This window comes from Hymenobacter sp. (assembly GCF_031398885.1).
In the GTDB taxonomy this organism is placed as follows: Bacteria; Bacteroidota; Bacteroidia; order Cytophagales; family Hymenobacteraceae; genus Hymenobacter.
Genome location: NZ_JANNOD010000116.1, coordinates 1 through 25,372 on the forward strand (window position 1 = coordinate 1; position 25,372 = coordinate 25,372).

The following is a 25,372-nucleotide window of genomic DNA, read 5'->3' on the forward strand; positions in this document are numbered from 1 at the left end:
GTTGGGGTACTACCCCCTTCCCCGTTTTGTAATTAAATTTTAACGTTTGGGGTTTTGGATCGCCCGGGCTCGGCTGGACGTCCTTCTACTTTCTGACGGGTTTCTAACGGGCCAGTTCAGCGGACATTCACCCCCTAAAACGCAACATGAAAGTCGCCTATATCTCCACCTACCTGCCCCGCGAGTGCGGCATTGCCACCTTCAACAGCAACGTGGTGCAGGCCATTCTGACCAACCTGCAGCGGCAAGGCCAGAGCCGGCAGGCCAGCGGGTTTGGGGTGGCGCTGAACGACTCGGACCGGCTGGACGCGTACGAATACCCCGAGGACGTGCGGTTCGTCATCCGGCAGGAGCGGCAGAAAGACTACGTGCAGGCCGCCAACTTCCTCAACACCAGCGACGCCGACGTGTGCCTGCTCGAGCACGAGTTTGGCATCTTCGGGGGCGAGAGCGGCATCTACCTGCTGCCGCTGCTGCACCGGCTCGAAAAGCCGCTGGTGACGGTGCTGCACACCATTCTGCGGGAGCCCTCGCACACCCAGAAAATCATCATCCAGGAAATTGCCCGCCGCTCGGCCCGGCTCATTGTCATGAGCCTCCGGGGCATCGACTTTCTGACGGACATCTACGACATCGCGCCCGAGAAAATTCAGCTCATCGAGCACGGCGTGCCCGATTTGGAAGCGCCCGCCGTGAACCCACTGCTGCGCGTGTCGCCCTTTCGGGGCCGGCGGGTGCTGTTCAGCTTTGGGCTGCTGAGTCGTAATAAGGGGCTGGAAACGGTCATCCGGGCGCTGCCGGCCATCGTGGCCCGGCACCCGGACGTGGTGTACGTGGTGCTGGGCAACACCCACCCCGGCGTGGTGCGCCACTCCGGCGAGGAGTACCGCGAGCAGCTCCGGCTGCTGGCCCTGCAGCTGGGCGTGGACCGCCACCTGGTGTTCATCAACAAGTTCGTGGTCGAGGCCGAGTTGATGCACTACCTGTCGGCCGCCGCCCTCTACATCACGCCCTACACCAACGAGGCGCAGATTACCAGCGGCACGCTCTCCTACGCCGTGGGCGCGGGCGCGGCCGTGGTGTCCACGCCCTATTGGCACGCCCAGGAGCTGCTGGCCGAGGGCCGGGGCCGCCTGTTTCCTTTCAAAGACGCGGGGGCTCTGGCCGAAACCGTGAACGAGCTGCTGAGCGAGCCCGCGCAACTGGCCGCGCTGCGGCGCAAGGCCTACGAGTACGGCCGCCACCTGCGCTGGCCCACCATCGGGGCGGAGTTTCTGCTCGTGCTGGAACACGCCCGGGCCGCGGCCGCAACCGCCGGGCTGCCGCCCCGCCCCCTGGTGGACCCGGAAATCATGCCCGAGTTTAGCCTGGCCCACGTGCGCCGCCTCACCGACGACACCGGCATCGTGCAGCACGCCAAGTACGGCATCCCCAACCTGAAGGAAGGCTATTGCCTCGACGACAACGCCCGGGCCCTGACCATGGCCCTGATGGCCTACCAACAGCACAAAAGCCAGGAAGCGCTGGACCTGCTGCCCATCTACCTGAGCTACCTCCACTACATGCAGCGCGACGACGGCAACTTCCGCAACTTCCTCAGCTTCCGCCGCGAATACCTGGACGACATCGGCTCCGAGGACTCGTTCGGGCGCACGGTGTGGTCCCTGGGCTTTCTCATCCACTGCGCCCCCAACAACTCGTACCGGGAATTTGCCCGGGAGCTGTTCTGCCGCTCCGTGCCCCATTTCCGGCAGCTGACTCACCTGCGGGGCCAGGCCAACACCATGATTGGCCTGGCCTACTATCTCAAAACCCACCCCGACGACGAAGGCATGCTGGCGGAGCTAAATCTGCTGACAGCCAATTTGCTGCGGGCCTACGCCGCGCACGACGGCCCCGACTGGCACTGGTTCGAGGAAAAGCTGACCTACGACAACGCCATTCTGCCGCTGGCCTTGCTGCACGCCAGCGAGGTGAGTGGCGACGAAGCCGCCCGGCGCGTGGCGCTGGAGTCGCTGCGCTTTCTGGAAGGGCTGAGCTTCCGGGGCGGGCTGCTGAGCCCGGTGGGGAATGAGGGCTGGTACCACCGGGGGCAGGCGGGCGAGGTGCCGCTGTTCGACCAGCAGGCCATCGAAACCATGGCCATGGTGCTGCTGTATTTTCAAGCCTACCGGGCCACCCACGAGCCGGCCTTCATCGGGCGGATGTTCGTGAGCTACCAGTGGTTTCTGGGCGAGAACATCCTGCGCGTGCCCCTCTACGACCAGGAAACCAAGGGCTGCTGCGACGGCCTCCAGCCAACCGCCCTCAACCGCAACCAGGGGGCCGAAAGCACGCTGGCCTACCTCATTTCCCACCTCACGGTGCTCAACGCCCTGGCCCTGGAGCACGAGTACGACCCGGCCCGCTCGCAGGCCGCGCCCCGCGAGCCCGTGTCCCAGGAGCTGGTGCTGACCGCATGAAAGTGGCCGTGCTGGCCCCCGTGGCCTGGCGCAGTCCGCCCCGGCACTACGGGCCCTGGGAGCAGGTGGCGTCCAACGTGGCCGAGGGCCTGGTGGCCGCCGGCGTGGACGTGACCCTGTTCGCCACCGCCGACTCCGAAACGGCGGGCACGCTGGCCGCCGTGGTGGCGCGGGGCTACGAGGAAGACCGCACCCAGGACGCCAAGGTGCTCGAATGCCTGCACATCAGCCACCTGATGGAGCGGGCGGCCGAATTTGACCTCATCCACAACCACTTCGACTTTCTGCCGCTCACTTACTCGCGGCTGATTCGGACGCCCATGGTGACGACCATCCACGGGTTTTCGTCGGCGCGGATTCTGCCGGTGTACCAGAAGTACGCCGCCACCTCGGCCTACGTGTCCATCAGCCACGCCGACCGCCACCCCTCGCTGCCCTACGCCGCCACGGTGTACAACGGCCTGCGGGTGGCCGATTTCAGCTTCGTGGCCCAGCCCGACGACTACCTGCTGTTCCTGGGCCGCATTCACCCCGACAAGGGACCGTTCGAAGCCATCCAGATTGCCCGGCAGAGCGGCCGGCGGCTCCTGCTGGCCGGCATCGTGCAGGACCAGGCGTATTTCGACGAGTGTGTGCAACCGTATTTGAGCGACACCATCGAATTTTTGGGCCCTGTGGGGCCGGAGCGCCGCAACCTGCTGCTGGGCCACGCGGCCGCCCTGCTACACCCCATCCGGTTCGAGGAGCCGTTTGGGCTGAGCGTGGCCGAGGCCCAACTGTGCGGTACGCCGGTCATTGCCTTCCGCCGGGGCGCCATGCCGGAGTTGATTCAAGGCGGCCAGACGGGCTTTTTGGTCTCCAATGTAGGCGAAGCCGTGGCAGCGGTAGGGCAGCTGGAGCAGCTTGACCGTGCTGCCTGCCGAGCGTGGGCGGCGGCCAGCTTTTCGCAGGAGAAAATGGTGGCCGACTACCTGGCGGTGTACCGGCGGGTGGTGTAGATTTTGTCAGTACAACCTCTTGACACAGTGATTTAAAGACCGTCTTCACTATAAATGTGCAGATTTACACGCTGAACAACTGGCCACATTAAGCTTTCTGCACACTCTTATTCTGAGCCATGTTATGCGCAACAGCTTGCATCCGTAACTTCAAGCTGCTCTCCGGTTAACTTTGGTCACTCTTATGCCCGATACACTCGCCAGCTATTTAGTCGCCTTGGATGCTGCCTCCGTGACTGCCTTGCAGAACCGGGATATTGTAGCCGAATTTGGGCAACTGGCCCAACAGTTGGAAGCCGGCCCCGACCCGGAAGCCGCCCGGCCCGCGCGCATAGAACAAGAGGTGTTAGCGGCCAGCAAGAGTCTGGACGATAAAATCAGCTTCCATATTTCGGGGATGCGGCAGGATGCACAAGGCAATGAAGAGTCCTTCGGCTGGCCTGATACCTCCGGATATGGTGAGGCAGAGTATACGTACCTCAAACACCGGTTTCAGGCCACGGGCAACCTGTACCTAAAAAGTGAATACGGCCTGTTCCTGTACCTGCGTAAGCAGGCAGGCCGGCCGGAGGAAGTAGCGGCCCTGGTGCAGGTTCTGTTCGAGCTAAGCCAACAGTATTTCACGCTGGAAGCCACTGAGGATGCTTCCAAGCACTACGTTTTGTACGCGGTGCAGACCCTGGCACTGGCTTTTCGCATCGCCACCAGCCGCCAGCGCGACCCGGCCGTTGCGACTTTTTTGCCGGTCTTGGTTGACTATATCGTCGCCACGCAACAGCGCTGGAACGCGAGCCGGACGGGTACGCCCATGCTGTTGGGTACGTTTACCAGCCTGGTAGCGGAACAACTCACGTTGTTTCAGGAGGCCGGTCGGCTGCCCGATTTCCTGGCCAGGAACCGGCAGTTGATAGACGAACTGAGTGCTTCGTACCGGTACGGCGCGATGGAACTCGCGCAAGCAACGGCCAACGTAGCCCGGCAGGCCAAGCTGGATGCCCGGCCCTGGCAGCTGCTCGTGGCCGAGCTGTACGAGAAGCTGGCTGAGGAGGCTGAGGCTTCTGGTAACTCCGCCGCCGTTTCGTTCACGCAACAGGGCTTGCGCCTGTACCAGGAACTCGGCGAGGCAGTCGCCGTGGAGCGGCTCAACCGGCGCTACCAACAACTTCGCACTTCCTTTGGGCTGAATACCGTTGTCACGGAGGTGCCCGCAGCGCATGCCCGCGCCCAGGCCGCAGAGATTCAGCAGCAGGTGGCGCAAAGTACGGAGGCGCAGATAGTGCTGCTCGTTGCCGCAACGCCCATGTTTGCCACCATCCAGTCGGTCCGAGATTACGAAGAGACGGCAGCGAAGTCTTTTGCTGATTTCTTTCCTACCACCGTGGAGGATAAGCACGGCAACCCAGTACAGATTTTTGCCACCGAGGAGGAAAAACAGCAGTTCCGCATACTTAATGCGTATGGCATGCTGGGACAACTTGGCACCCAAACCCTTGTTCAGCTGATGTTGGCGGCGTACAAAGCCGGCAAGCTGAACCAGTCCGGCGTAATGGCCTACCTGGCCGACAGCTGGTTGGGCCAGCCTCGTCCGGTGCGGGAACATGGCGTCACCAGCCTCACGCATCCATTACGGCTGCTGGAATCCGGCATCCGCATCATCTTCCAGGAGCTGAACCGCTGGCGCGAAGGCGAAACCGATGACCCGGATTTTATCGCGGCCATTGACTCCTTGGTCTTGAAGGTGGAATACATCCTGCGTTACATGTGCGACCTGCTGGGAATAGCAACCTTCCGCCCCAAAAAGGATGGCATCGTCCATGAAAAACTGCTCGAGGAACTGCTGCGGGACCTGACGCCGCACCTTGACCCGGAGGATTTATTTTTCGTCCGGTTTCATCTGCACGAAAAGGCCGGGCAAAACCTGCGTAATCGGGTTGCCCACGGGCTACTCGATGATAACGAGTACGGGGTAGAGAAGGCGTTTCTCATTTTGTCGGTGCTGCTGAAGCTTGCCAGCTACGAATTCAAACCCAGAGAATATGTCACCGACAATCAATAGCCCCAACCCGATAAAACGCAAGACGGGGGGCGGGGCCATCCGCCCGCTAAGCCTCGCCTATGCTGACGTGCTGGAACGCCAGGCAATGCGGCGTAATGTTGCCTACCCGGTGCAGTATTTTGACGTGCGGGGTGCCGGCCTTCCGGAATTGCCCTCAGAATCGCCGCCTAATGTCGCTTTCCTCCTCCAGCGGGAGTTAGCCAAGCTCCGCGCTTTTGAGCAACTTCTTCCCAATTGGGATTCCTACGGCGCGCCGGCTATTCAGGCGGCGGCGGTACAAAGCGCCACCGAGTTGGTGCAAGACCCGCTCTTTGTGAAGCTACTGCCCTACCATCATCCAAGATTAGCCGCTTTTCCGTTGCGCAACGGCGGTATTCAGCTTGATTTAAACGGCGGAAAGGCACCCCTGGAAATAGAAATATCTCCGGATGGCGAACGGGAATTTACCCTATTTGGCCCGGATGACGAAGTCATTTGGGAAAAGCCTACGCTGGCAATGGCCATCGAGTTGTATCACGACTTTTCCCCTGTTCTACTGGGCGTGGCATGAGTTACCACATTACCGAAGCAAACTCCCTTATTCGTCGGGTGCCCGAGCTTCCCTCGCACGTAGAACAAGACGGGGCGGGTGCTTTTATCCGCGATGCCGCTGGCCGTCCGCAACTCACCAGCACGGTATTCAAATACAGTCCCAAGGGGGCGGGTGACGGTGTATCGGTGGATGTGCTGGAAATTTGGTTAGGGCTTGTTCCCTACGAGCAGGCGTTGGCCCGAGCGGCCTTTAACCTCGTGACGAGGACGGGCGCTGGCCACCTGGCGGCCATTCTGCCTGCTGTGGTACCGCTCGGCTTGGGCCTGCTATGCGTGCATGACCCAGTGGCTGAAACGGAGGATTTACCCGCCAACCCCGCCCATGCGCTCATTCAGGGGGAAATAACCAAGAGCTTAGCCCGTAGGCTGGCTAAGGCCTGCCAGCTTGTCGAACGCCCGAACACTGCTTCAGCACTCGTGTGAAATTAAGCCCACTGAGAGGACTCGGTTGTGTAGCATTTCACGTTTGCTGAACGGTTGGATAATTTCAAAAAAGCCGAGAATCTCCTGAAAACCGCTTACGACACAGCTGCCACCAGCGGCGCCGCCGGAGCCGCCACCGCCGAGCACTCGTCCAGGAGCTTTTCCAGCAGCCGCTTCAAGTCCACGGTTACGAACGAGGAGCAGTAGTCGGACAGGCCGTAGGGAATGACCAGCTTGCCGTTGTGGATGATGGAGCCGCAGGAATAGAGCACGTTGGGCACGTAGCCTTCGCGCTCCTCCTTGTTGGGAATGAGCAGGGGCTCGCTCAGGCGGCCGATTTCCACGGCTGGGTCGTTCAGGTCCAGCAGGCTCACGCCCAAGCAGTAGCGGCGCATGGGGCCCACGCCGTGGGTGATGACCAGCCAGCCCTCGCTCGTTTCGATGGGCGGGCCGCAGTTGCCAATCTGAATGAATTCCCAGGGGCTTTGAGGCTCCTGAATCTGCACCGCGTGCTCCCAAAGGGTCAGGTGGTCGGAGAACATGAGGTAGTTGCGCCAGCCGTCGATGCGCGAGAGCATGGCGTAGCGGCCGTTCACCTTGCGTGGGAACAGCGCCAGGTTTTTGTTGTGGGCGCCGGCGCCGTGCAACGGCATGCCCCGGAAGGTGTAAAAGTCGCGGGTCATGAGCAGCTTGGGCGCGATGCCGAGCCCGTCGTAGGCCGTGTAGGTGGCGTAGTACACGATGCTGCCGTCGTCTTCCACGAAGCGCACGAACCGGGCGTCTTCCATGCCCTTGCGCTCAAAGTCGGACACCGGAAACAGCACCCGGTCCGAGAGGTCGGTGTCCAGCGAAAACGTCAGCTCGTAGTAGGTGTCGGCCAGCCACAGCACCTGGTCGTAGCCGCTTTTCAGGGCGGCGTCGGGTTGGGCGGCCTGGGCTTCGAGCACCACTTTCTGAAACTGGTTGTACTCGAACCGGTCGGCGAGCCGGGCGGCGACTTCGGCCACCGCTGCCGCGGGGAGGCGGGCGGCGAAGTCCTGCGCGAAAAACGCCTCCTTGGTGTACACCGCGCTGCGGACCGTTTCGGCCTCGTCGATGTAGTTGCCGGCCGGCAGCACGTGGATGTTGGCGTCCTGGTCGAGCACGGCCCGGCGAAAGACGATGGACGAAATGTGGCCTTCGCCCACCGCCCGGAAGCTGACGATGATGCGCTTCTGGCCCGCTTCCAGCTCCGACTGGTCGGGGTCTTCCACGATGGACGGGTTGAAAAAGGCCGCCGACTCGATGGAGTACTCGTGGGTGAAGTAAGAGCCCAGCAGCAGCTTGCGGTAGGGCGCGGTTTTCTCGAAATCCAGCCCCAGCGCCGGAAACAGCTCCTGCAGCCGGGCACAATGGCGGTTGAGCACCCGGGTGATGTTGCGGTGGCGCTTGGAGTACTCCTGCAAAATGGGCGATATGGTGCTGAACACCTCTTCCTCGCTCAGCGCCATCACGCGGCCGATGACGTGCCGGGCCCGCTCTTCGCCGTAGAAAAAAAAGCGGGCAATGACCCGCTTCATGTCCGGGTACACCTTTACGGCGGCTCTCTCAATGGTTAAGCGCATGGAATTTAAGTAAAAGAATACGAAAAAATGGCTGTAAATGGTTAGCCAGCGGCCCGCCCCGGGGCGTTTAGAAGCTGTTTAAGTTAGTAAAAACGGTCATGCTGAGCTTGTCGAAGCATATCGCCCGCATCGTTGAACGAACCAAACGAAGCGGGCGAGATGCTTCGACAAGCTCAGCATGACGTTCAAACATGATTTTTAGCTAACTTAAACAGCTTCTTAGGAAGCCGGGGCCAAGCCGTTGAGCAGGGCCGTGGCGTTCTGAACCGCAGTATCGAAGCCGGTGCCTCCCCCGCTGGGCACCTCGGCGGCCACGGGTAGCACCAGCACCGGCACGGGGCAGCGCGCCAGCAGCTGGGCCGTCACGCTGCGGTGAAACAGCTCGCCCACGTAGCTGCGCTGGCGGGCCAGCACCACCACCAGGTCGGCCTGGAGGTCCTGCACTGCGGCCAGTAGGCCCTCAGCGCAATCGTCGTGCTCGTAGCCGCGCAGCTCCGGCACGGGCCGCCCGTCCACGAGGCTACTGGCTTGCACGGCCCGCAGGGCCAGGGCGCAGCCTTCGTCGTCCTCGGCGCGGCTCGACACGTGCGCCACGAACACTTCGGCACCGGGCAGAGCCAGCAGCGGGCGCAGGGCCTGTACTTCGGCGGCCAGCGCGAAGGACTCCCGGTCGGCGGCAATCAGGATGCGGCGGGGCGGGTGGTCGGTGGGGGCGTTGGGCGCCACCACCAGCAGCGGGTAGTTGCCGGCGCGCAGTATCTCGGCGCAGGCCGTGACCAGGTCGGCGGCGGCGGGGCGGGCCCCGTCGGGCTGGCTGAGCACGAACAGGGCCGGCTGGTAGCGGCGGGCCAGGTCCTGGGCCACGGCCGGCAGCAGGTCGGTGGCCACTTCCACGGTGGCTACGGTGCGCAGGCCCTCGGCCTGCTGGTAGAGCATGGCCGCCGTATCGGTCTGGTGTCCCAGCTCCTCCTGCTCGTAACTCTGGGCGACGCGGTCGTTGGGGTCAAAGAGCGCGGCGCGGTTGACGTGCAGCAGCACCAGCCGGCCATCCACGGCCTGGGCCAGGGTGTCGGCGTACTGAATGGCGCAGCGGGCGGGCGGGTAGAAACCCGCGAAGACAATCAGGCTAAGGGACATGGGGCAAGGCGTTTGGCCCGGCGAAACCGGGGGGTGTGCATTAGTCAGAAGCTAAGGAGCTATTCCCCGGCGCGCAGTTCGCGGATGTTGCGTCAGGTGGTGAGTTTGTAAGTAGGTCCAGGGGCTAAGAAGGCCGCGGCCAGCCCGTTATCGAATGGTTTTGGTGCCCACAAAATCCAACAGTTGCTTCATCAGCTCGGGGCGAATGCTGGGTTGGGTGCTGGGGCGGGCCGAGGGGGGCAGGGCATTGCTTTGCAGCAGGGCGTTGATATCCTTGGCCTGCGCGATGCGGCAGCCCATGTCCCACTTGGTGAAGCTGCGTTCCGCGCAGCGGCCCTCCCCGAGGACCTGGCAGTGATAATGCCGCGGGTCGGACCGAATGTGCTCGTAATAGAGCTGCCGCACGTCGGCCTCCTCGCCTTCCAGCACTTGCAAAAAGCGGCCGTCGGGCGCGTGCAGCAGCACGCCCGTGACGAGCAGCTGCCGGTTATGGGCGCGGGCCTGCTTCAGCAGTTGGGCCAGCTCCGGGGCGGTGAGCGGCACCAGGGCCCGGCTTTGGTATACAAGATGATACAGGCTCATGGCAAGGACTAAGAAAACGGTACGACAAGCTCCCGCCCAAATGCGCCGGGCATGTGCCGGACCGGAGGGAAGCTGGCAGGAGCAACCTGGGGCAATGACCAGTTGCTCAACGCAATGGCGGCGAGCCGATGCCCCGCGCGGGCAAGGCATCGGTCAGGACCTTGATGACGGATTTCCTGGCAAAACACGGGAACGGAGCAGGGAGAAATGGCCGGTCCGGCGGCCACCAGTTGCGGGCTAGTGCGCCAGGGCGGCCCGAATTTTCAGAAATTCATCAATGCTGTTTTGGTCGATGACGCCGCGGAAGCGCTGGTTTTCCAGCACCGGGTAAAAGGGGTTGAGCGTGCGTTGGGCGTGGTCGCACACCCCGCTCAGGCCCGCGCCGATGGCCACCGTTTCAAACTCCCGGCTCATCACCTCGGCCACGGGCACGGCCGCCCGGCTGGCCCGCAACGACCCAATTGTCAGCAGGCGGGTCATCGTTTGAGGTCGGCGAATGCGTTTGAGAGAAGCCATTTGAAAGAAGTTAAAAGTTGAGAGGTAGAAGCTAAAACAACACTCGCAAGCGTCTTAGCTTTTAACTGAAGTGACAATTCGGGTTAATATACGCTTATCTTTGGCAACGGCACTCCATACAAAAGGCGGCCTTGACCGTTCGGCAACGCGAGCAGACTTAATAAGCGGTGGCCGCCAAGACCAAGGACCAGCAGCTACCGGCACTTGGCCCGGCGCCACGGCGGGAGCTTGCCCACGATTCAACGCTGGGCGCGGCGTTCCGACGGGCAGAAGCGCCGCGGGGCGTTCCCCGGGCGCCGTGCCCGCACGCCGGCTTGTGGGGTGGCCGTCCTCGACTACCCCGTCCAACAGCTTGGCTAAGGCCCCGTGCGCATCGCCCGCGAACTGCGCCCGCGCTTTGCCCAGCCCCATCGCGGCGCGGCGCTGGCCATCCCGCAAGCCCACAGGCTGACGCGCCCGGCCGGCCCTAAAAAGCCCCACCCGCTGCCGGTGGGCCACCACCGGGCCCAGATGGACGGGCAGTTCCCGCCCAAACTGCCCGTCCATCTGGGCTCTGACCACAAGCTCTCGGTCATCCACCGGGCCGCTCGCCTCACGTGTAGTGAGATTCACAACAACCAGGACGGCGCCACCCTGGCCCAGGTGCTGGGCCGGGCCCAGCAGCAGCGGCCCCTCTTCTGGGTCGTGGTCACCAACAATCACACGGTCTTTACGAGGAAGTACACGGCCCACCCGCAGCGTCTGACGGCGTTTGCCCGCCAGTGCCAGGCCCTGGGCATTGCCTACGCGCTCATTCCCAAAGGCCAGCCCCGGTGCAACGGCTTCATCGAGCGCAGCAACCGCACCGACAAGGCCGAAGGTCTCGCCCGCCCAGCGCCGCTTTGCCGACAACGAGGGGCGCCGCTACTGCCAACGCCTGTGGGAAATGGGCTACAACCACGACCGCCCGCAGCTTGCGCCACCACGCCAGCACATTCCCCGCCATCAGTTTCAGCAAGTCATTGGCTTCCTCGGCCAGCGGATAGGAGGTCCGAAACTTCTGCTTGTCGGCGTTCCAGTCGGCCGGCTTGCACTTTTCACCGGCGGCACATTTCAGGCGGGCACCGTCAAAGTAGACCACCAGATGCACCGGGCAACGCCCGGCAGCATCTTTCTTGTCGCTTCGCAATACAAATTGGGTAACCATACAGGGGGGCGTAAGGGGGGAGTCCCTCGGATGGGGAACCCCCGGTTTCGCGTCGGGAACCACCGTGCGGGCCCAACGCAAAAAACCCGGAAAACTGCTTTCACGACGTGAGAAGCGGTTTTCCGGGCCTTCCGGTTGTGGTGTATTGTAGTCCGTAGGGGAATAATACCAATACCCCTGAGCCGATTAAGTTATGGCAGGCGTGAGTGCTAAAATACGTCATAAGAGCCCATATAGGCCGTTTTGTGAATAATTGGTCTGAAGTTGTACTGGACACTCAGTTGCCTCTTACGGAATTCTTGTACCCTATTCTGTACCCTGAATTCAATTTCTCTGTATCTTGAACTCTCAATTAATCAGTTCCGCATATGGCGACGGTTTCCTTTCAGTTGAAGGAGCCTAACGGTGAGAAGCCCACGGCAATCTTTATTTGGTTCAACCCTAAGAATGGAAGTGACCGAATTCGCATCTATACGGGAGACAAGATACGGCCAAACTAGTGGGAGGGAGGAGATGAGCAACGGGCTAAGACACCGAGACTGGGCGCTGATACACAACGTAATAAAGCAATTAACGCCAACAACGAGCGCATGCGGAACCGGCTGCTCGATTACTGGCAGGAATGCTGGGCTGCTGGCACCCTACCCACGGCCGAGTAGCTTCGGGCGGTTGTCGAACCAGAAACCCCTGCTGCTCCTGCGCCCGAACGTCCCCGGCCTCTTTCTGATTTCGCTACCTATCTGGAACGGATGGTAAAAAAGAACAGCCCTAACACTGTACGTTCCCATCGCACCACGTGTAGTCATTTGTCCATATTTTCTGCAAAGCTCCGTCGCACGTTGGAATACACAGACTTCACTCGGGAGTGGAAAAACTACTTCGCTGAATACCTAGCCGAAGAAGTATGCTTGGCCGATAGTAGTGTTAACAAGCAGCTGAAAATTCTGAAGGAGTTCCTAGCAGATGCTGCTGACCATGGACGGACCCCACGAATTGATATAAAGGGGTGGAACTGGAAATTTGCAGAGCTCGAAGTTCTGGCGCTGACAGTTGCCGAGATGGCACGCCTCGAAGCGTTGGAGGGTTTACCGTCTTATCTCGAAAATGCCCGGGGGCTTTGGTTACTGATAGCATATACGGGCTTGCGCTATTGCGACGCTATGTCGCTCAAGCCCGAGCACGACAAAGGTGACGTCCTGCAGCTTGTTCCAAAGAAAACCACTGACATAGCGGCGACGATTTATGTGCGCAAACCAGCACGAATGTTGTTGAATCGGTTATGGAAAGGCGATTTGCGTCCGATAAGCAACCCCAAGCTCAACGAGTACATCAAAAAAGTTTGCGAACAAGCCGGGATTGATGAGCTAACGGAGCAAATATCTTATTACTCTCAAACCAGCCGCCCCAAGAGGAAGCCCGTGAAAAAGTACTTGCGCATTACCTGTCATTCGGCCCGGCGTACGTTCACCACACTTTCATTCGCCAAGAAAATACCACTGGAGCTGATAATGCAAGCCACCGGGCACGTCAACGCCAAAACCACCCTGCGATACAATCAGAATACGGTAGCCCCTCAAGTAGAGGTTTCCCGTGTGGCTTGGGGTGAAGATGAGGCAGTTTAGAAAGAATATCAGCCGTGCCGGATGTCTTCACAGACAATACTCTGCCGGGTGAGGCGGAGCACAGCCAACCATGGTTTAGCTTGCTATCCAAAAAACGATTACAGCACAGCGGCCGATGCTGTTGCCAACTCTAAGCATCAGATTCAAGCTCCTCTGTATTGGCTAAAAGAAGAACCCCAGCCGAGCCATCGGTAGGGTGTCTTCCCGGGAGAATCCCAGCATGGCCGATAGGACGACCTGCTGAAACGGCGCTAGCCAAATGCCCCCGCCGTAGCCGCGGTGCCAGGTGCGAGAGGTTTCAGCCGGCACCCAGACCCGGCCCACGTCGTGGAAGGCCAGCAGGCCGTAGGTGGCCGGAAACAGGTAGCTGCGAAACTGGCCCACCTGCACCCGCACTTCGGCGTTGTTGTAGGCCCGCTGGCGGCCGGCGAAGCGGGTACGCCGGTAGCCGCGCAAGTTGGCGAGTCCATCGAGCGTGGCGGCCTGAAAAAATTCGAAGTCGCGGCTCAGCACGGCGGCCCCGCCGAAGCGGGTGGCCAGCGTGAGGCGCAGCGGAAAGTGTAGGCTGCGGTAGAGCGCCAGCTCGGAGCTCAGCAACGTGAGCGGGCGCGCCGCGGCGTTAAGGGCGCGAAAGGCCGTGAAATCAGTGCGCCAGGTGAGCCCGTGGGGCAGCAAGAGCGGGTCGGCGCGCCGGTCGTAGGCCACGCGGGCGGTGGCGCCGCCGTACTGCTTTAGCTCGAAGAGCTCGGCCGGGCGCACGCGCGGGTCGGTGACGCGCGCGAGAAAGCGGTTCGCGGTGTTTTCCACGTCTACGGCCTGGTAGGCGGGGCCCGCGCCCAGTTGCCAGTGGTCGTCGAGGCGGCGCTGCACTTGCGCCTCTGCGCCCAAGTGACGGAAGCGCACCCGGTAGTCGCGAATGTTTTCGCGGGCGTCATAAGGCGTGTCGTTGCCCAAGCCGAAAAAGTTGCGCACGTAGTTGGGCGCCTGCACGTCGGCCGCCAGCACAAGGTCCAGCGGGCCCAGCACGTGGGTCAGTTGCGCCTGGTAGGCGAAGCTGAACGCGCCGGTGGCCAGGGCCACGTTGCCGGTGAGGCGGTGGGTGGCCGCCCAGGGCTCCTTGCGAAAACCCGGCCGGCGCGCCAGCACGCCCACGCCCACGAACACGCCGTCGTCGAGGTTGAAGGCCAGCGGGTAGAGCGGGCCCGTGTAATCGTAGCGGAAGCCGGTGCGGTTGTAGGCATTGCCCCCAGCGGCAGAACTGGTCAGCGCGCGGGCGTTGAGGCCAGCGGCCAGCTGCACCCCGCCGGGCTCGTCGTAAACCAGGGTTTTACGGCCGTGGTGCCGGTCGCTGGGTCCGTTCGTGACGCTGTCCGCGCCCGCTCCACCGATGATGCGCACGCGCATTTCGCCCCACCCTTCCGTTCCGAGCAGCCGAAAAACGTCGGCGCCGCCCTGGCCAAATAAGCGTACTTCCCGGGTTTCGTCCGTGCGGAAGACCCGCTGATAGAGCGCGGGGCCGCGCTGGCCGGGGTCTGCGAGCGCAAACACCGTGACCCGGGTGCGGTCGGGCCCCAGGCGCTCCACGGTGAAGGTTTCCGCCTGGTTGCTGCCCACGACGTCGACCTCGCGGGCCAGAAAGTGGTAGTATTCGCGGGCCCATTCCGGTAGCCGGTCGCGGTGCGCCTTCAGCTTGGCCAGGATGGTGGGACCCGAAAGCTGCCGCACGGCCCCCGGCAGCCGGCTCACGGCGCGGGCCAGGACGGAGTCAGGCAGGCTGGCGCGCACCGAATCCGCAATGGCCAGCCAGTCGGCCTGGCTCAGCGCAGTCAAGAAAGAGCGGTCGAAGTGGCGGGCCTGGAAGTTGAAGGTCCTGACGTTGCGAAAATCGTAGGCGAAGCCCTGGAACTTGGGCAGGGTCCAGTCGGTGCTGACCTGGCGCGGCAAAAAGCCCTGGTTGACGAAATAGGCCTGGTCGCGGTCGCGCGGGGCGGCCCGGAACAGGCGGCCCCCGTTGGGCAGGCGGTAAGCCAGCCAGCGCCACTGGTCGTCGTGCCGGTCCCAGTCGGCCAGCAGCAGGTCCAGCAGGCGGGCGCGCAGCACCTGGCGCTGGTCCACGCGGTGGCGGGGGTCGGCCCGCAGCTGGTCGAGCACGTCCTGGGTGCTGTACGCCTTGGGCTGGGGCGCCCCCCGGAAGGCCGCGGGGGAGAAGGGGTCGCGAGTTTCCAGCACGGCCAGGGTGCCCGCGAAGGCCCGGCGGTAGGGACCCAGGCGCGAGTCGTCGGGCACGAGCACGATTTGCGGGCGGGTGTGCGGCACGCCTGCGGCTTCGGCCAGCACCGGCACCGTGAGGGCGGCGTAGGGGTGCGAGGCCGAAATCTGGTCCTGCACCACATCGGCGGCCAACGTGCGCCGCAAAAACGGGGGCACAGCCCGGTCCACTTCCTTGCTCACCGAGCGCAGCACGTACTCCCGGCCGTCGGGCGCGCGCAGGCGCAGCGACTTGGTCTGGAGCCCGCCGCCGCGCTTCACCGGCACAAGCCCGCCATGGGCCCGGCCCAAATCAAGGACCGGCACCCGGACCGGCTGGGCCCACTCGGCGCGGTAGTTTTGGCCCAGCAACCAGGTTTTCAGCCGCCCGGCCCGGTACTGTTCGCCGGCTTTGACCACGGCACTGTCGGGGCCCCGGTCGTCAGTATTCGCGGTGGGGAGCGGGCGCAGGGCCGCGGTGGGCTCGACCCAGCCCTGGCGGTAGAGCACCTGGCCGTTGGCGCTGCGCAGCGTCAGCATCACGCTGTCGGCCGTGCTGTAGTCGAGGCGGCCAAAGCCCACGGTGCGGGTGGCGAACAGGGCCGAGCGGCGCGGGGTCCGCCCCCCGGCCGTGGCCCCGGCGCCGCTCACCACGTAGTGCCGGCCGGGGGCCGGTTCGAGGTACTGCAGGCTGGTTTCGTGCCCGCCCGCGTAGGTGAGGTGGGGAAACCGGTCGAGCACGCCGAGCAGGGACCGGCGCAGCAGGCGGTTGCGGGGGTTGGGCAGGGCGGCCTTCCAGAAGCGGTATCCCGCGCTGTGCAGCGGGTGGTGCCCGGCCACCAGAATGTGCTTGTCCTGGTTGCGGCCCAGCACGTCGTCGAGCTGCACCACCACAGCCGCCGGGTCGCGGGCGTCGCAGGCCGACTCCTCGGCGGGCTTGTCCCAGGCGTGCAGCCACCATTGGGTGTCGAGCACGACCAGGGCGTGGGTAGCATCGAGGGCAATTTCCGTGGGGCCGGGACAGCCGCCCGCGGGTGCGAGAATGGCGCCGGGCACGGCAGCCCGAATGTACGCTTCCTGCTCGCGCACGCGCGCCCACCCGCGCGGGCCGCCGTTCTGCCACTCGGCCCCGCCCGGCACTACCACCACCCGGCCGGGAAACTCGCGCAGGGTCCTCAGCAGCGGGCGCAGCACCAGCTCCGCCGCCGCCCGGCCCGGCTCCTGCGCGGTGGGCAGGCCGCTGGCCGGCAAGTAGTCGCCGAGGACGACCAGCACGCTGCCGGGCCCGGCGGCCCGGGCCTGGTCCAGCAGGGCCGGCCCCGCGGCCAGGGCCGGGCCCGGCGCCGCGTGCCCCGTGCCGCCCAGCAGGAAAACCGACAGTGGCGCGGATGCGGACGCCTGCGCGGTGGCTCCCTGGGCCAGCCCGCCCAGTAAGGTGGCCAGTGTCACGCGCCGCGCCGCCAGGCGGCCAAATCGGCAGCCCCCCGCGGCCCGGGCCGCCAGGCCGCGCCCCAGGCAGCAAAGGGCTGTCACAAGAGAGACAAGATGAGTCAGCATTATCCTGAAGACAGTGTAGTTAACCAGCCTCAGCCTCAGCCGCAACTGGCATTATTACCCGGCGAGCCGTGGCCCGGCTAACGGGCGGGTGTTTTCGTGGCCACTGCGCCCGTCGCCGCTGGACGGGGCAGCGGGGTCCGGTCCACGCAGACCCGTTCGCCGAGGCGAAAGGGGGCGCCGGCCGCGAGTCGGACTTCCAAGGCCCCTAGTGGTGCGCCGATGGCCACCGAGTTCACCACTCCTGTCACCACGCGGGCCGGGCGGCTGGCGACCCACACCCGCACCGAGTCGCCGGGCCGGACGCGGCCCCGGGAATCTGCGGAGGTAATGCTCACGGCCAGGGTACGGTAGCGGGAGATTGTGGTCACCAGGGTAGTGGGCGTCAGGTACTGGCCCACCGCCAGGCGGCGGCTGCCCAAAAAGCCGTCGCGCGGGGCCAGCACGAAGTTGTAGTTGTAGAGCTTGGCCAGCACATCACCTTGATGTACATACTCGCCGCCCGTGAAGTAGAGCTTGCGCACTCGTCCGCGCGTCCCGGCCCGCAGGGGCTGTTCGCCCCCGGCCCCGACAAGGCCGGCGCTGGTGAGCAGCAGCGAATCCGGAACGCTGCTAGTTGGTACGGCCCCCCGGGTGGCTACGGTCGCGCGTGGCGGGCGGGTGCCCCACCAGCCACCCAGCAGGAGCAAGCCCAGGACGGCCACGGCGAGTAAGGTTTTTTTCATGGTTGAGGCGGTTTGTCTTAAGCCTTGGTTTGAGCACCGTCTTCGGGGACGTGGTCGGCCAAGTTCTGCTTTACCATGCCCTGGTATGTCGACGCTGCCGTTGGGGGATTCGGAAGGGCAGCTTTTTCGGTCCGGGCGCTGGTAGCAGCGAGGCCTTCACCGAACTTTAAACGCCGACCCAGTGAGGGGTTTTTGGTCCAGATACAGGACTTGGTAGTCTCGCTTCTTGAAGAGCCAGGTGCCGTCCACGCGCACCAGCTCGTCGGAGTAGCGCGCGAGGTTGTAGTTGCTGTTGGTGCCGTCGGGCCGGGCGCGGGCTATTTCGTTGACGTAGAAGTTGGCCGTGGCCGTGTCGCCGGTCACGGTGATGGCCGCGCTGGTGGAGAGCTGCACGAAAAAGTCCCAGGAGCCCAGCAAATGGGTGAAGGCAACCAGCACCTGCTCCCGCCCCCGAAAGTGCTGGTTGATGGGCGGGCCGATGAGCCATTCGGCGTCCGGCGTCCAGAGGGAGGCGAACAGGCCGGCGTCCACGCGGTTGGCGGCGTCGGCGTAGTGGTCGGCCAGGCGCCGGATTTCAAACTCGGCGAGCATTTGGGTTACGTCCATAACAGTGCGCTAAGAGTAGGGTGGCAAATCAGATTTTATTCTGGCAAGGGAGCTGCCGCCGGGACCGACAGCCCCGGTAACGCCCCGTTGATTTTATGGCCTTGCCCGGCAGGTGGGCGCGGCCGGGGCAGGCGTTTGGGAATTGGGGCAGCGCCCCAGGTAACGGGTGAAGAAAGGCCGGGAGACTACGCCGCCGCGTGGTGTAAGCGTCCGTCCAGTCGACCAGCACCCCGATTTCTGCGAGCAGCAGGTCGGCCAACACGACTGCCCAGAAGTGGATTTCGCGAGCCGCCCTCGCCCACGAGGGCTGCGCAAAGGCGCTGATTTTTACGCGGTGGTCGGGCACCGGGGCAGCGGGAGAGCAGATAAAAGCGAGCATGGCAAACCGGCCGGGGCCGTGGTTTAATCGGGGTTATTGGGGCGGGGTGGTCGGTGGCACCTCGTGCAGCACCCGCAGGCCCGCCAGCGGAAACAGCCCGGTCACGACCGCCAGTTGCACCCAGCTCGTGGCCAGGGTTTCCAGCACCCGCGCGTGCACCAGCGGCCCGGCATCTTGGGGCTGGTAGCCACACTCGGCGATGAGAGCGGCCGCCTGCGCGTTGGCGGCCGGGTGGTCGCCGCAGTAAAATACGGAGGGCGTCTCGCCGCCCAGCTGGCGCGAGGGGGCTTGCAGCACCTCGGCAAACGTGGTGTTGAAGGCTTCCACCACCTGGGCGCCGGGCAGGCGGCGTGCGATTTCCTCAGCCACCGACTCGGTGCGGGGGCTGGGCAGGCCGGTGGTCTGGCCGCTGAAATCGGGCCGCAGGCCGCTCACGCAGGTCAGCAGCACTTTGCCCGCGAAGGCCGGGGCCTCGGCCAGCACTTCGTCGAGGGAAGGGTAGGGCACGGCCAGCAGGAGCACCTCGCCGAAGGCGACGGCCTCGGCCACGGTGCCGGCCCGCGCCTGGGGCAGGCCGGCGGCCAGCGCCTGCAGCTGCCGGGGGTCGCGGGCGTAGCTGAGCAGCACCCGGTGGCCGGCGGCGGCCCAGAGCCGGGCCAGGGCCGCGCCCATGTTGCCGGCTCCAATAATTCCAATGTTCATAAAAAGGGAGAGAGGGTAAGGTGATTGTTTAAGTGCCGGCTCATTGCTTGAACCACTGCGGGTCCACGAAGCCGAAGTACTCGCGCATGCCCACCAGCTCCCCGCCCGCGACTTCAAAGGCCAGCACGTTGTAGCCCCGGTAAGGGTAGCCGCCGGCCACCTCGCCCGCCGAGTCGAACTGGTAGAGAAACGTGTTGTCATTGGCCGTAACCACCACGTTGGTGAACGCGAGGCGGTTGGGCTTCTGCTCCCGCTCTGCGACGAGGCCGCGGAGCTTCTGCGCGGCCTCGGGGCCGGCGAAGCGCCCCAGCAGCGGGTGCGAAAACGTGCGGTACGACGGCCCCAGCAGCGCCCGAAAAGCGGCGTAGTTGCCGGTGGCCTCGCCGGCGGCCCAGGCCGCAAACGCGCGGTCGGCCACGGCGCGGGGGGTAGGAGGGGCCGTCGAACCAGGATTGGCAACGGCCGCCAGTAGCAAGCCGGTGAGCAGGGTGGGGAGGAGCATGTGGGTTGGTGGGTGAGGAGGGGTTTTGGAAAGAGTTGAGAGTTAAAAGTGGAGAGTTAAAAGTTAGAATTCAAGCCGCGTAAGTCTTCCACCAAGGCGAGCCCGTCGTAACCCGACGCGGGCTTTTCCGAGTCGCCGTAGCCGCGCATGTCGGGCACCAGCACCCGGTGGTGGGCGGCCAGCCGGGGCGCCACGTGCCGCCAGGTGTAGGAGGTACCCAGCCAGCCGTGCACCAGCACCACGGTGGGGCCGGTGCCAGCCGAGCGGTGGTGCAGCTTCACGCCGCCGTTCACGTAAGCCCGGGCGTGGTCGAAGTCAGAAAAATTCATGGGGTTTAGAGAAGATGGTTGCGAGCCAATGAAACTGTTGGGCAGGTCGCGCTGAACTCAACGACGCGTTGCGCCGCGCGCAACCCAAGCACCACGGCTCCCGATTGCCTAAGTAGCCGGGAACCCTACGAGCGGCGGCCTGGCGGCTGGTCAGCTAGCCGCCCGCCAGCACGGCTAAATCCTGGTCGACGTGCAGCACGCGGCGGGTAAATTTCCACTGCCCGTTGAAGCGGCGCAGGGTGTCCTGGCAGGTGGTGGTGGCAATGATGCTGCGCTGCTGCCGGTTCAGGATAGTCAGGTAGCAGAACATGGTGGCTTCGTCGCCCCGCACCTCAATGTCGCAGTTGTTGATGAGGTGCCTGGTGCCCCCCATGGCCCGGGTCTGCTCCACGAAGCTGGCCACCCAGGCGCGGTAGGCCTCTCGGTTATCGTAGTTGCCGAAGGGGCTTTCGAACTGCATCTCATCGGCCCAGGTGGCCATGTGTGCGTCCACGTCGCCCGCGTCAAAAGCGTTTTCGAAGCGGTGCACCAGCTGCTGGATAGCCAGCTTGTCGGCCACCACATCCTGCAAATCAGTAGTAAGCATGGGAGGGAAATGTTAAAGTGAAAAAAGGGTATTTGACTAGATTTTCCGAACTGCTGCCGGGGATGAGCCGTGTCGAACGGCCCACGAAAAGGCGGGCAGGGCGCCCATTTCCTGGCCCACCACGTGCACCGGGCCGGCCGCGGCTGCGCCAACGGCTGGCGCAGGTCTTCCACCAGCGTGAGCCCGTTGTGGCCCGGCGCGGGTTTTTCTAAGTCGCCGCAGCCGCACACGTCGGGCACCAGCATCCGGTAGTGGGCCGCCCGCCGGGGCGTCATGTGCCGCCGGGTGTGCGAGCGTGCACCAGCCAGCCGTGCACCAGCACCACGAGCGGGGCGCCGGATTGCCCGCCGATGCGCTGGTGCAGCCGCACGCCGTTGACAAAGGCCCGGCCGTGCTCAAACGTCTCGAATTTCATTAAGATGGGATTTGGGGAGTGGAAGGAGGACTTAAAACGCCTTGCCAAAGCCGGTGCCAGCTTATTTGGTTTGCCCGCTTGCATGCGGTAAGCTGCTCATTTCAGATGCCAGCGGTTTTTTACCTTTTTGGCAAGGGGAATAGCCTGGCAGTGGGGGCCAGGTGCTACTCTGATATATTGGAGTTCTGGCCGGGGGTCTCCCATATGTCCCAGCGGCCCTATTTTTCGAACGTTGGCGGCGCGGCGCCAAGGCAGCAAAACGGGAAAAGGAATTTTGAGAAATGGGCAGAACCCTGCCCAAGGCAATGGTTTCGCCGAACCCCACCCTTGTTTTTGCCAGCGCATTTCATCCATTAATTCGTCGCGGGCGCTTCCACAGCCGGGGTCAGCAGGTGCGTCAGGCCCATCCAGTTGAAGAGCGCGGCCTGCATCTCCGCTTGCAATTGGTTTATTTGCTCAATCTGCGGGAAAGGACTTTGGACCGTCACGCGCAGCGGCCGGGAGCCCACGGGGGCCGCCATAATCTGCGCCACTGCCTCGGCCACCGTGTGCGGGTCGCCGGCGCGCGTGGCGTCGGGGGTGAGGTAGGCCTGCCGGATGTACTCCCAGGTGGGCGCGCCGTACTGGTCAATCACGGCCTGGTCGGCGGACTGGTACTGGGGCGCTTTGTGCTTCATCTCGGTCAGGATATCGAAGGGCTCGACGATGCTGAACTCCACGCCAAACGGGGCCAGTTCGTATTTGAAAGCTTCCGTCGCGGCATCCAGGGCCCACTTGGTGGCCAGGTTGGGGCCGCCGTAGGGCAACACGAATCGGGCCTGCAAAGACGAGAGCGTCACCACCAGGCCCCGCTGCTGCTGCCGCATCAGGGGCAGCACGGCCTTCAGGGTGCGGATGCAGCCGAAGAAGTTGGTGTCGAAGTAGTGCTGCCACTGCTTCATGGTAAAGGCTTCCATCATGCCCGGTCCCCAAATCCCGGCGTTGTTGACGAGCACATCCAGCTGCCCCTCCCGCTGCCGGATGACTTCCACGGCTGCCGCCACCGAGGCGTCGCTGGTCACGTCCAGTTCGAGGGGAACAATGGCCAGGTGGTTGGCCTCCGCAAATTCGCGGAGCGCGGCGGCGTGGGGCCGGTTGCGCCCTGGCAGCTCACGCATGGAAGCGTAAACCGTGGCGCCGGCCTGGGCCAGGCGCTGCGCGGTGAGAAAGCCAATGCCGGTGCTGCTGCCGGTAATTAAAACGACGTGCTTCATCTGAAGAGGTGGATTACTGAAAAAAGTGGAGGTGGATTTTCAGAAATTGATAGAGTAGCGCAATCCCAAGGCCCACCGCCGCCGCCGTTGGGTCGCAAGCAATAAGTCGCTCCAATGCTGGACGGGGAAGCGCGCAATAAGAAATGCCCGAAGTCCGGCCTCAGAAAAAACTGTTTCAACCCGTTTACTGAACCACGGTGGCCATGTGCAGGGCCTGAATCGCCGGGGTTTGGTCCTTGTGTTGGGCGGCCAGCAGCTCGGCTACTTTGCCGGCCACTTGCGCCGATGTGACCTGGCCGGCCTGCGTGGCGGCCTCGTGGCGAGTGGCCACCCGGCTGTGAATGAGCAGGGAGTGAATGCTGACCGCACTCTTCGCGTGCTCGGCCAGCAGGCCCTTGGTCATCATCAGTTGCGCGGCGGCCATCATCGACATGTAGGTAAGGCCGGGGTACACGTGCTCGGCCGCGCCCCCGTTTATCATCACGTAGTGCCCGGCATCGCGGGCCAGCAGCTCGGGCAGCAGCACCTTGGCCGTCATGAAGTGCGCCGTCAGGTAGTTGTTGACCACGTCGAGCCAGTCGTTTTCGCTCAGCGTGAGCAAGGGCTGGTAGAGCTGCCGGCCGTTGAGGGCCGCCACTATGCCGTCGAGGCCGCCCGCCTGGGTCAGGACTTGGTCGCGCAGGGTTTCGGCCCCGGCCAGCGTGCTCACGTCGGCCACCACCGGCAGGAGCCGGCCCGGCGCCCCAGCGCAGTAGTCCTGCAAGCGGGTCAGGTGCTCGGCCCCGCGCGAGGGCACGACCACGGTGGCCCCGGCCAGCAACAAGGTTTTGACGATTTCCTCGCCAATGCCGCCGGTGCCACCGGCCACAACCAATACTTTGTTGGCAAACTCGCTCATGGCAAAAAGGAGAAAAGGAGGTGGGGTGAAGCGTCGGTTATCAAGTTTGAGAAGGGTCTTCAGCAGCTGCGCGCTGACTGCGCGCACTGAGCGGCTCTGGCGCCGGAGCAAGCGCGGCCGTATCAGCTGTAAGGGCCTGCCAGCAGCGCTGCGCAAGCCACCGGCCAAAATAGTGGCCCGCCCCGCCGCTGCCTGTAAAGTGGCCCCAGTTCCCGGAATTCGGGCAGTTGGGCGGGTTGCCGCCCGTGGGAAGTACGGCCGGTCCGTGGGAAACTCCGGCCGGTCGGAAGGACCCGGCAATCAATCTGATATCTCGGAGTCGTGCTTACATGAAAGGCTTGCTTGAAAAGGGGGGCGTTGCCCGGTTAGGGCGGTAGTAGGGCAGCGGTACCGAATACTCATTGCCGGCGCAGTTGCGACAATCCGGCGCACAGCTCATTTGCAATAACTTAGACAACCCAGGCAGCCAACCGAATGCCCAATTCCAAACCTATGGCAGGCCCATCCTGCGGGTGAGGCCAGCTACCCAAACCAACCCACGTCATGAAACTGCTGCTTCTTTTTCTGTTACACGTTGTCGGCAGCCACCTCGCCGCCGCGCAAAAGACCGCCGGGGCCGCGGCTGATTCGGCGGTGATTACGGTGTTTCTCAAGCACCAGCAGGACAAGAACCTGAAGCAGCTGCAGGAGATTCAGGAGAAGAACGGCTTTTGGGAGGTGTTTCCGCCTAAGGAAGCCCGGGTCGTGTCGTGGTACGTGATGATGGGCATCGGTCAGGTGGTGACGCTCAAAGTGGCCGCCAAGGACGTGCGGGCGCTGAATCTGGCCGTGGAAAACGGGGCCTGGGGGGCCTTCACCACCGAGTTCTACCCCACCTACGACTTCGTGCCGATTTGGCGCGAGACCCTGCGCAAGCGCAGGTCCGCCGAGAAGAGGTAGCGGTTGGCGCTTGGTGCTCGACTGCGGCTACCGCACCACCAGTTGCCGCCGGTCGTAGTTGAGTACCGTGAACACGCCCAGCCCGCCCTGCACCGTGCTGCGGATGGCGGACGGCTGCGCAAACGGGTTGCCGTTGGCGTTGATGGCCTCGCCGGTGGAAGCCCGGAACTGGTAGTAGGCCGCGTCGAAGTGGAAGAGCGTGGCAATGAGGGTGTCGCCGGCCACGAAGTCGTAGCCGGTGCCCAGCGTGAAGGGCCGCCCGTCGTTGAACCGGTCCTGCACGTCGTAGTCGACCTCGGCCAGGGTGCGGACGCTGGACTTGTGCACCAGCAGGCGGTAGTAGTCGCCCACGCCGGGCGGGTCGCGGAAATTGGTCAGGAAGTAGGCCTTGCGGTTGGCCGGGCTCAGGTTGTTGAACTCGTACTCCACCGAGTCGATGGGGACGCGCGTGGGCGCGGTGGCCGTGCCCGTGACGGTGCGCCCGCGCTGGTCGCGCACTTCCAGGGCGAAGGTGGCCCCGGGCGGGGCCACCAGGGCCGGGCCGCCGCCGTGGGTGTAAAACCGGTTGGTCGACGCGTCCACGCCCGGCTGAAAGGGCAGGTCGCGCCGGCTGCCGTCGGGCAGAATCAGGGTGGCCGTCACGTCGGTGGGCAGCAGCACGCGCTGGCCGTTGGGCAGGGCGAAGGCCTGGCTGCCGGCGGGCGCGGGCTGGTTGTTGTTCAGGTAGGGCACCGACTCAGTGACGGCCAGGCGCGGCACCTGCCCGTCTTCGAGGTAGCACTCGGTCACGAGCTGGGGCGGGTAGTTGGGCAGCGGCACGTTCACGTCGTTTTGCAGCGCGCCGCAGCCGGCCAGGAGCAGGGCTAGGAGCAGTCCCAGGGCCAAAGTTGCTTTCGGGCGGCCGGGAGTTTTGGATTTCAAGGGCTTCATGAGGCAAGCGGGATAAAGCGCGGAGGTTAGATAGTTGGCCAGGCGCTAGGGACCTCACCCCCGGCCCCTCTCCCGCGGAGAGGGGAGCCACGGCGGCGCGGCCGTCTGCAATCGTCAGGCTCCCCTCTCC

The 25,372-nt window shown here is 64.0% G+C and carries 24 protein-coding genes; 8 read left to right on the forward strand and 16 right to left on the reverse strand.

What is annotated here, in order from left to right; all coding sequences use genetic code 11:
* Positions 1 to 146 precede the first annotated feature (146 nt).
* The 5 genes from RMO51_RS20630 to RMO51_RS20650 all read left to right on the forward strand — a co-directional run bounded on the left by RMO51_RS20630 (position 147) and on the right by RMO51_RS20650 (position 6,530).
* Positions 147 to 2,462: a glycosyltransferase gene (locus RMO51_RS20630; RefSeq protein WP_310397871.1), complete on the forward strand. Its 2,316-nt coding sequence runs from the start codon at positions 147 to 149 to the stop codon at positions 2,460 to 2,462.
* Positions 2,459 to 3,460, forward strand: coding sequence for a glycosyltransferase family 4 protein (locus RMO51_RS20635; protein ID WP_310397872.1), 1,002 nt, complete (start codon positions 2,459 to 2,461; stop codon positions 3,458 to 3,460). The genes RMO51_RS20630 and RMO51_RS20635 overlap by 4 nt, the downstream gene beginning before the upstream one ends.
* 184 nt (positions 3,461 to 3,644) lie before the next feature.
* Entirely contained in the window at positions 3,645 to 5,516 is a 1,872-nt protein-coding gene (locus RMO51_RS20640) for a DUF4209 domain-containing protein (RefSeq protein ID WP_310397873.1), read from the forward strand.
* Positions 5,497 to 6,066: a hypothetical protein gene (locus RMO51_RS20645; protein WP_310397874.1), complete on the forward strand. Its 570-nt coding sequence runs from the start codon at positions 5,497 to 5,499 to the stop codon at positions 6,064 to 6,066. Before RMO51_RS20640 ends, RMO51_RS20645 begins: the two co-directional genes overlap by 20 nt.
* Positions 6,063 to 6,530: a hypothetical protein gene (locus RMO51_RS20650; RefSeq protein ID WP_310397875.1), complete on the forward strand. Its 468-nt coding sequence runs from the start codon at positions 6,063 to 6,065 to the stop codon at positions 6,528 to 6,530. Before RMO51_RS20645 ends, RMO51_RS20650 begins: the two co-directional genes overlap by 4 nt.
* Before the next feature lie 95 nt (positions 6,531 to 6,625).
* On the opposite strand, the gene RMO51_RS20655 is transcribed toward RMO51_RS20650, so the two are convergent.
* The 5 genes from RMO51_RS20655 to RMO51_RS20675 all read right to left on the reverse strand — a co-directional run bounded on the left by RMO51_RS20655 (position 6,626) and on the right by RMO51_RS20675 (position 11,555).
* Entirely contained in the window at positions 6,626 to 8,134 is a 1,509-nt protein-coding gene (locus tag RMO51_RS20655; RefSeq protein ID WP_310397876.1) for a glycoside hydrolase family 130 protein, read from the reverse strand.
* Positions 8,135 to 8,353: 219 nt separating this feature from the next.
* Positions 8,354 to 9,271 (reverse strand): universal stress protein, encoded by a 918-nt coding sequence (locus RMO51_RS20660; protein WP_310397877.1) that lies wholly within the window; start codon positions 9,269 to 9,271, stop codon positions 8,354 to 8,356.
* 147 nt (positions 9,272 to 9,418) lie between these two features.
* Positions 9,419 to 9,853 carry a BLUF domain-containing protein gene (locus tag RMO51_RS20665; protein ID WP_310397878.1) on the reverse strand — a complete coding sequence of 145 codons (435 nt, stop codon included), beginning with the start codon at positions 9,851 to 9,853 and terminating at the stop codon, positions 9,419 to 9,421.
* 237 nt (positions 9,854 to 10,090) lie between these two features.
* A complete protein-coding gene (locus RMO51_RS20670; RefSeq protein WP_310397879.1) occupies positions 10,091 to 10,369 on the reverse strand; it encodes a hypothetical protein in 279 nt (92 codons plus the stop codon).
* Between the two features lie 823 nt (positions 10,370 to 11,192).
* A complete protein-coding gene (locus RMO51_RS20675; RefSeq protein ID WP_310397880.1) occupies positions 11,193 to 11,555 on the reverse strand; it encodes a hypothetical protein in 363 nt (120 codons plus the stop codon).
* Positions 11,556 to 12,295: 740 nt separating this feature from the next.
* On the opposite strand from RMO51_RS20675, the gene RMO51_RS20680 reads away from it, so the two are divergent.
* A complete protein-coding gene (locus RMO51_RS20680) occupies positions 12,296 to 13,177 on the forward strand; it encodes a phage integrase SAM-like domain-containing protein (RefSeq protein WP_310397954.1) in 882 nt (293 codons plus the stop codon).
* A 162-nt stretch (positions 13,178 to 13,339) separates the two neighbouring features.
* Here the strand turns inward: RMO51_RS20680 and RMO51_RS20685 are convergent, their stop codons facing one another.
* From RMO51_RS20685 to RMO51_RS20715, 7 genes are all read right to left on the reverse strand, one after another.
* The gene (locus RMO51_RS20685) at positions 13,340 to 16,957 is read right to left on the reverse strand and encodes a hypothetical protein (protein WP_310397881.1); all 3,618 of its coding nucleotides are present in this window, start codon (positions 16,955 to 16,957) and stop codon (positions 13,340 to 13,342) included.
* Positions 16,958 to 17,058: 101 nt separating this feature from the next.
* Complete coding sequence (locus RMO51_RS20690; protein ID WP_310397882.1) at positions 17,059 to 17,703, reverse strand: HlyD family efflux transporter periplasmic adaptor subunit; 645 nt, start codon at positions 17,701 to 17,703, stop codon at positions 17,059 to 17,061.
* Positions 17,704 to 17,859: 156 nt separating this feature from the next.
* Positions 17,860 to 18,309, reverse strand: coding sequence for a nuclear transport factor 2 family protein (locus tag RMO51_RS20695; RefSeq protein WP_310397883.1), 450 nt, complete (start codon positions 18,307 to 18,309; stop codon positions 17,860 to 17,862).
* A 412-nt stretch (positions 18,310 to 18,721) separates the two neighbouring features.
* Positions 18,722 to 19,390, reverse strand: coding sequence for an NAD(P)-binding domain-containing protein (locus tag RMO51_RS20700; RefSeq protein ID WP_310397884.1), 669 nt, complete (start codon positions 19,388 to 19,390; stop codon positions 18,722 to 18,724).
* A 40-nt stretch (positions 19,391 to 19,430) separates the two neighbouring features.
* Entirely contained in the window at positions 19,431 to 19,892 is a 462-nt protein-coding gene (locus tag RMO51_RS20705; protein WP_310397885.1) for a hypothetical protein, read from the reverse strand.
* A gap of 56 nt (positions 19,893 to 19,948) precedes the next feature.
* Positions 19,949 to 20,221 (reverse strand): alpha/beta fold hydrolase, encoded by a 273-nt coding sequence (locus RMO51_RS20710; RefSeq protein WP_310397886.1) that lies wholly within the window; start codon positions 20,219 to 20,221, stop codon positions 19,949 to 19,951.
* A gap of 154 nt (positions 20,222 to 20,375) precedes the next feature.
* Positions 20,376 to 20,807: a nuclear transport factor 2 family protein gene (locus RMO51_RS20715; RefSeq protein ID WP_310397887.1), complete on the reverse strand. Its 432-nt coding sequence runs from the start codon at positions 20,805 to 20,807 to the stop codon at positions 20,376 to 20,378.
* A 69-nt stretch (positions 20,808 to 20,876) separates the two neighbouring features.
* Between RMO51_RS20715 and RMO51_RS20720 the strand changes: the two genes are divergently transcribed.
* Positions 20,877 to 21,059 carry a hypothetical protein gene (locus RMO51_RS20720; protein ID WP_310397888.1) on the forward strand — a complete coding sequence of 61 codons (183 nt, stop codon included), beginning with the start codon at positions 20,877 to 20,879 and terminating at the stop codon, positions 21,057 to 21,059.
* Between the two features lie 19 nt (positions 21,060 to 21,078).
* Here the strand turns inward: RMO51_RS20720 and RMO51_RS20725 are convergent, their stop codons facing one another.
* The 3 genes from RMO51_RS20725 to RMO51_RS20735 form a co-directional block, all read right to left on the reverse strand.
* On the reverse strand, positions 21,079 to 21,222 hold the full coding sequence (locus tag RMO51_RS20725) for a hypothetical protein (RefSeq protein WP_310397889.1): 144 nt from the start codon (positions 21,220 to 21,222) through the stop codon (positions 21,079 to 21,081).
* A gap of 353 nt (positions 21,223 to 21,575) precedes the next feature.
* On the reverse strand, positions 21,576 to 22,475 hold the full coding sequence (locus tag RMO51_RS20730; protein WP_310397890.1) for an SDR family NAD(P)-dependent oxidoreductase: 900 nt from the start codon (positions 22,473 to 22,475) through the stop codon (positions 21,576 to 21,578).
* A gap of 184 nt (positions 22,476 to 22,659) precedes the next feature.
* On the reverse strand, positions 22,660 to 23,373 hold the full coding sequence (locus RMO51_RS20735) for an SDR family oxidoreductase (RefSeq protein WP_310397891.1): 714 nt from the start codon (positions 23,371 to 23,373) through the stop codon (positions 22,660 to 22,662).
* 543 nt (positions 23,374 to 23,916) lie between these two features.
* On the opposite strand from RMO51_RS20735, the gene RMO51_RS20740 reads away from it, so the two are divergent.
* Positions 23,917 to 24,312, forward strand: coding sequence for a hypothetical protein (locus tag RMO51_RS20740; protein WP_310397892.1), 396 nt, complete (start codon positions 23,917 to 23,919; stop codon positions 24,310 to 24,312).
* A 27-nt stretch (positions 24,313 to 24,339) separates the two neighbouring features.
* On the opposite strand, the gene RMO51_RS20745 is transcribed toward RMO51_RS20740, so the two are convergent.
* Positions 24,340 to 25,242, reverse strand: a complete 903-nt coding sequence (locus RMO51_RS20745) for a DUF4249 domain-containing protein (RefSeq protein WP_310397894.1) — start codon at positions 25,240 to 25,242, stop codon at positions 24,340 to 24,342.
* Between the last annotated feature and the right edge of the window lie 130 nt (positions 25,243 to 25,372).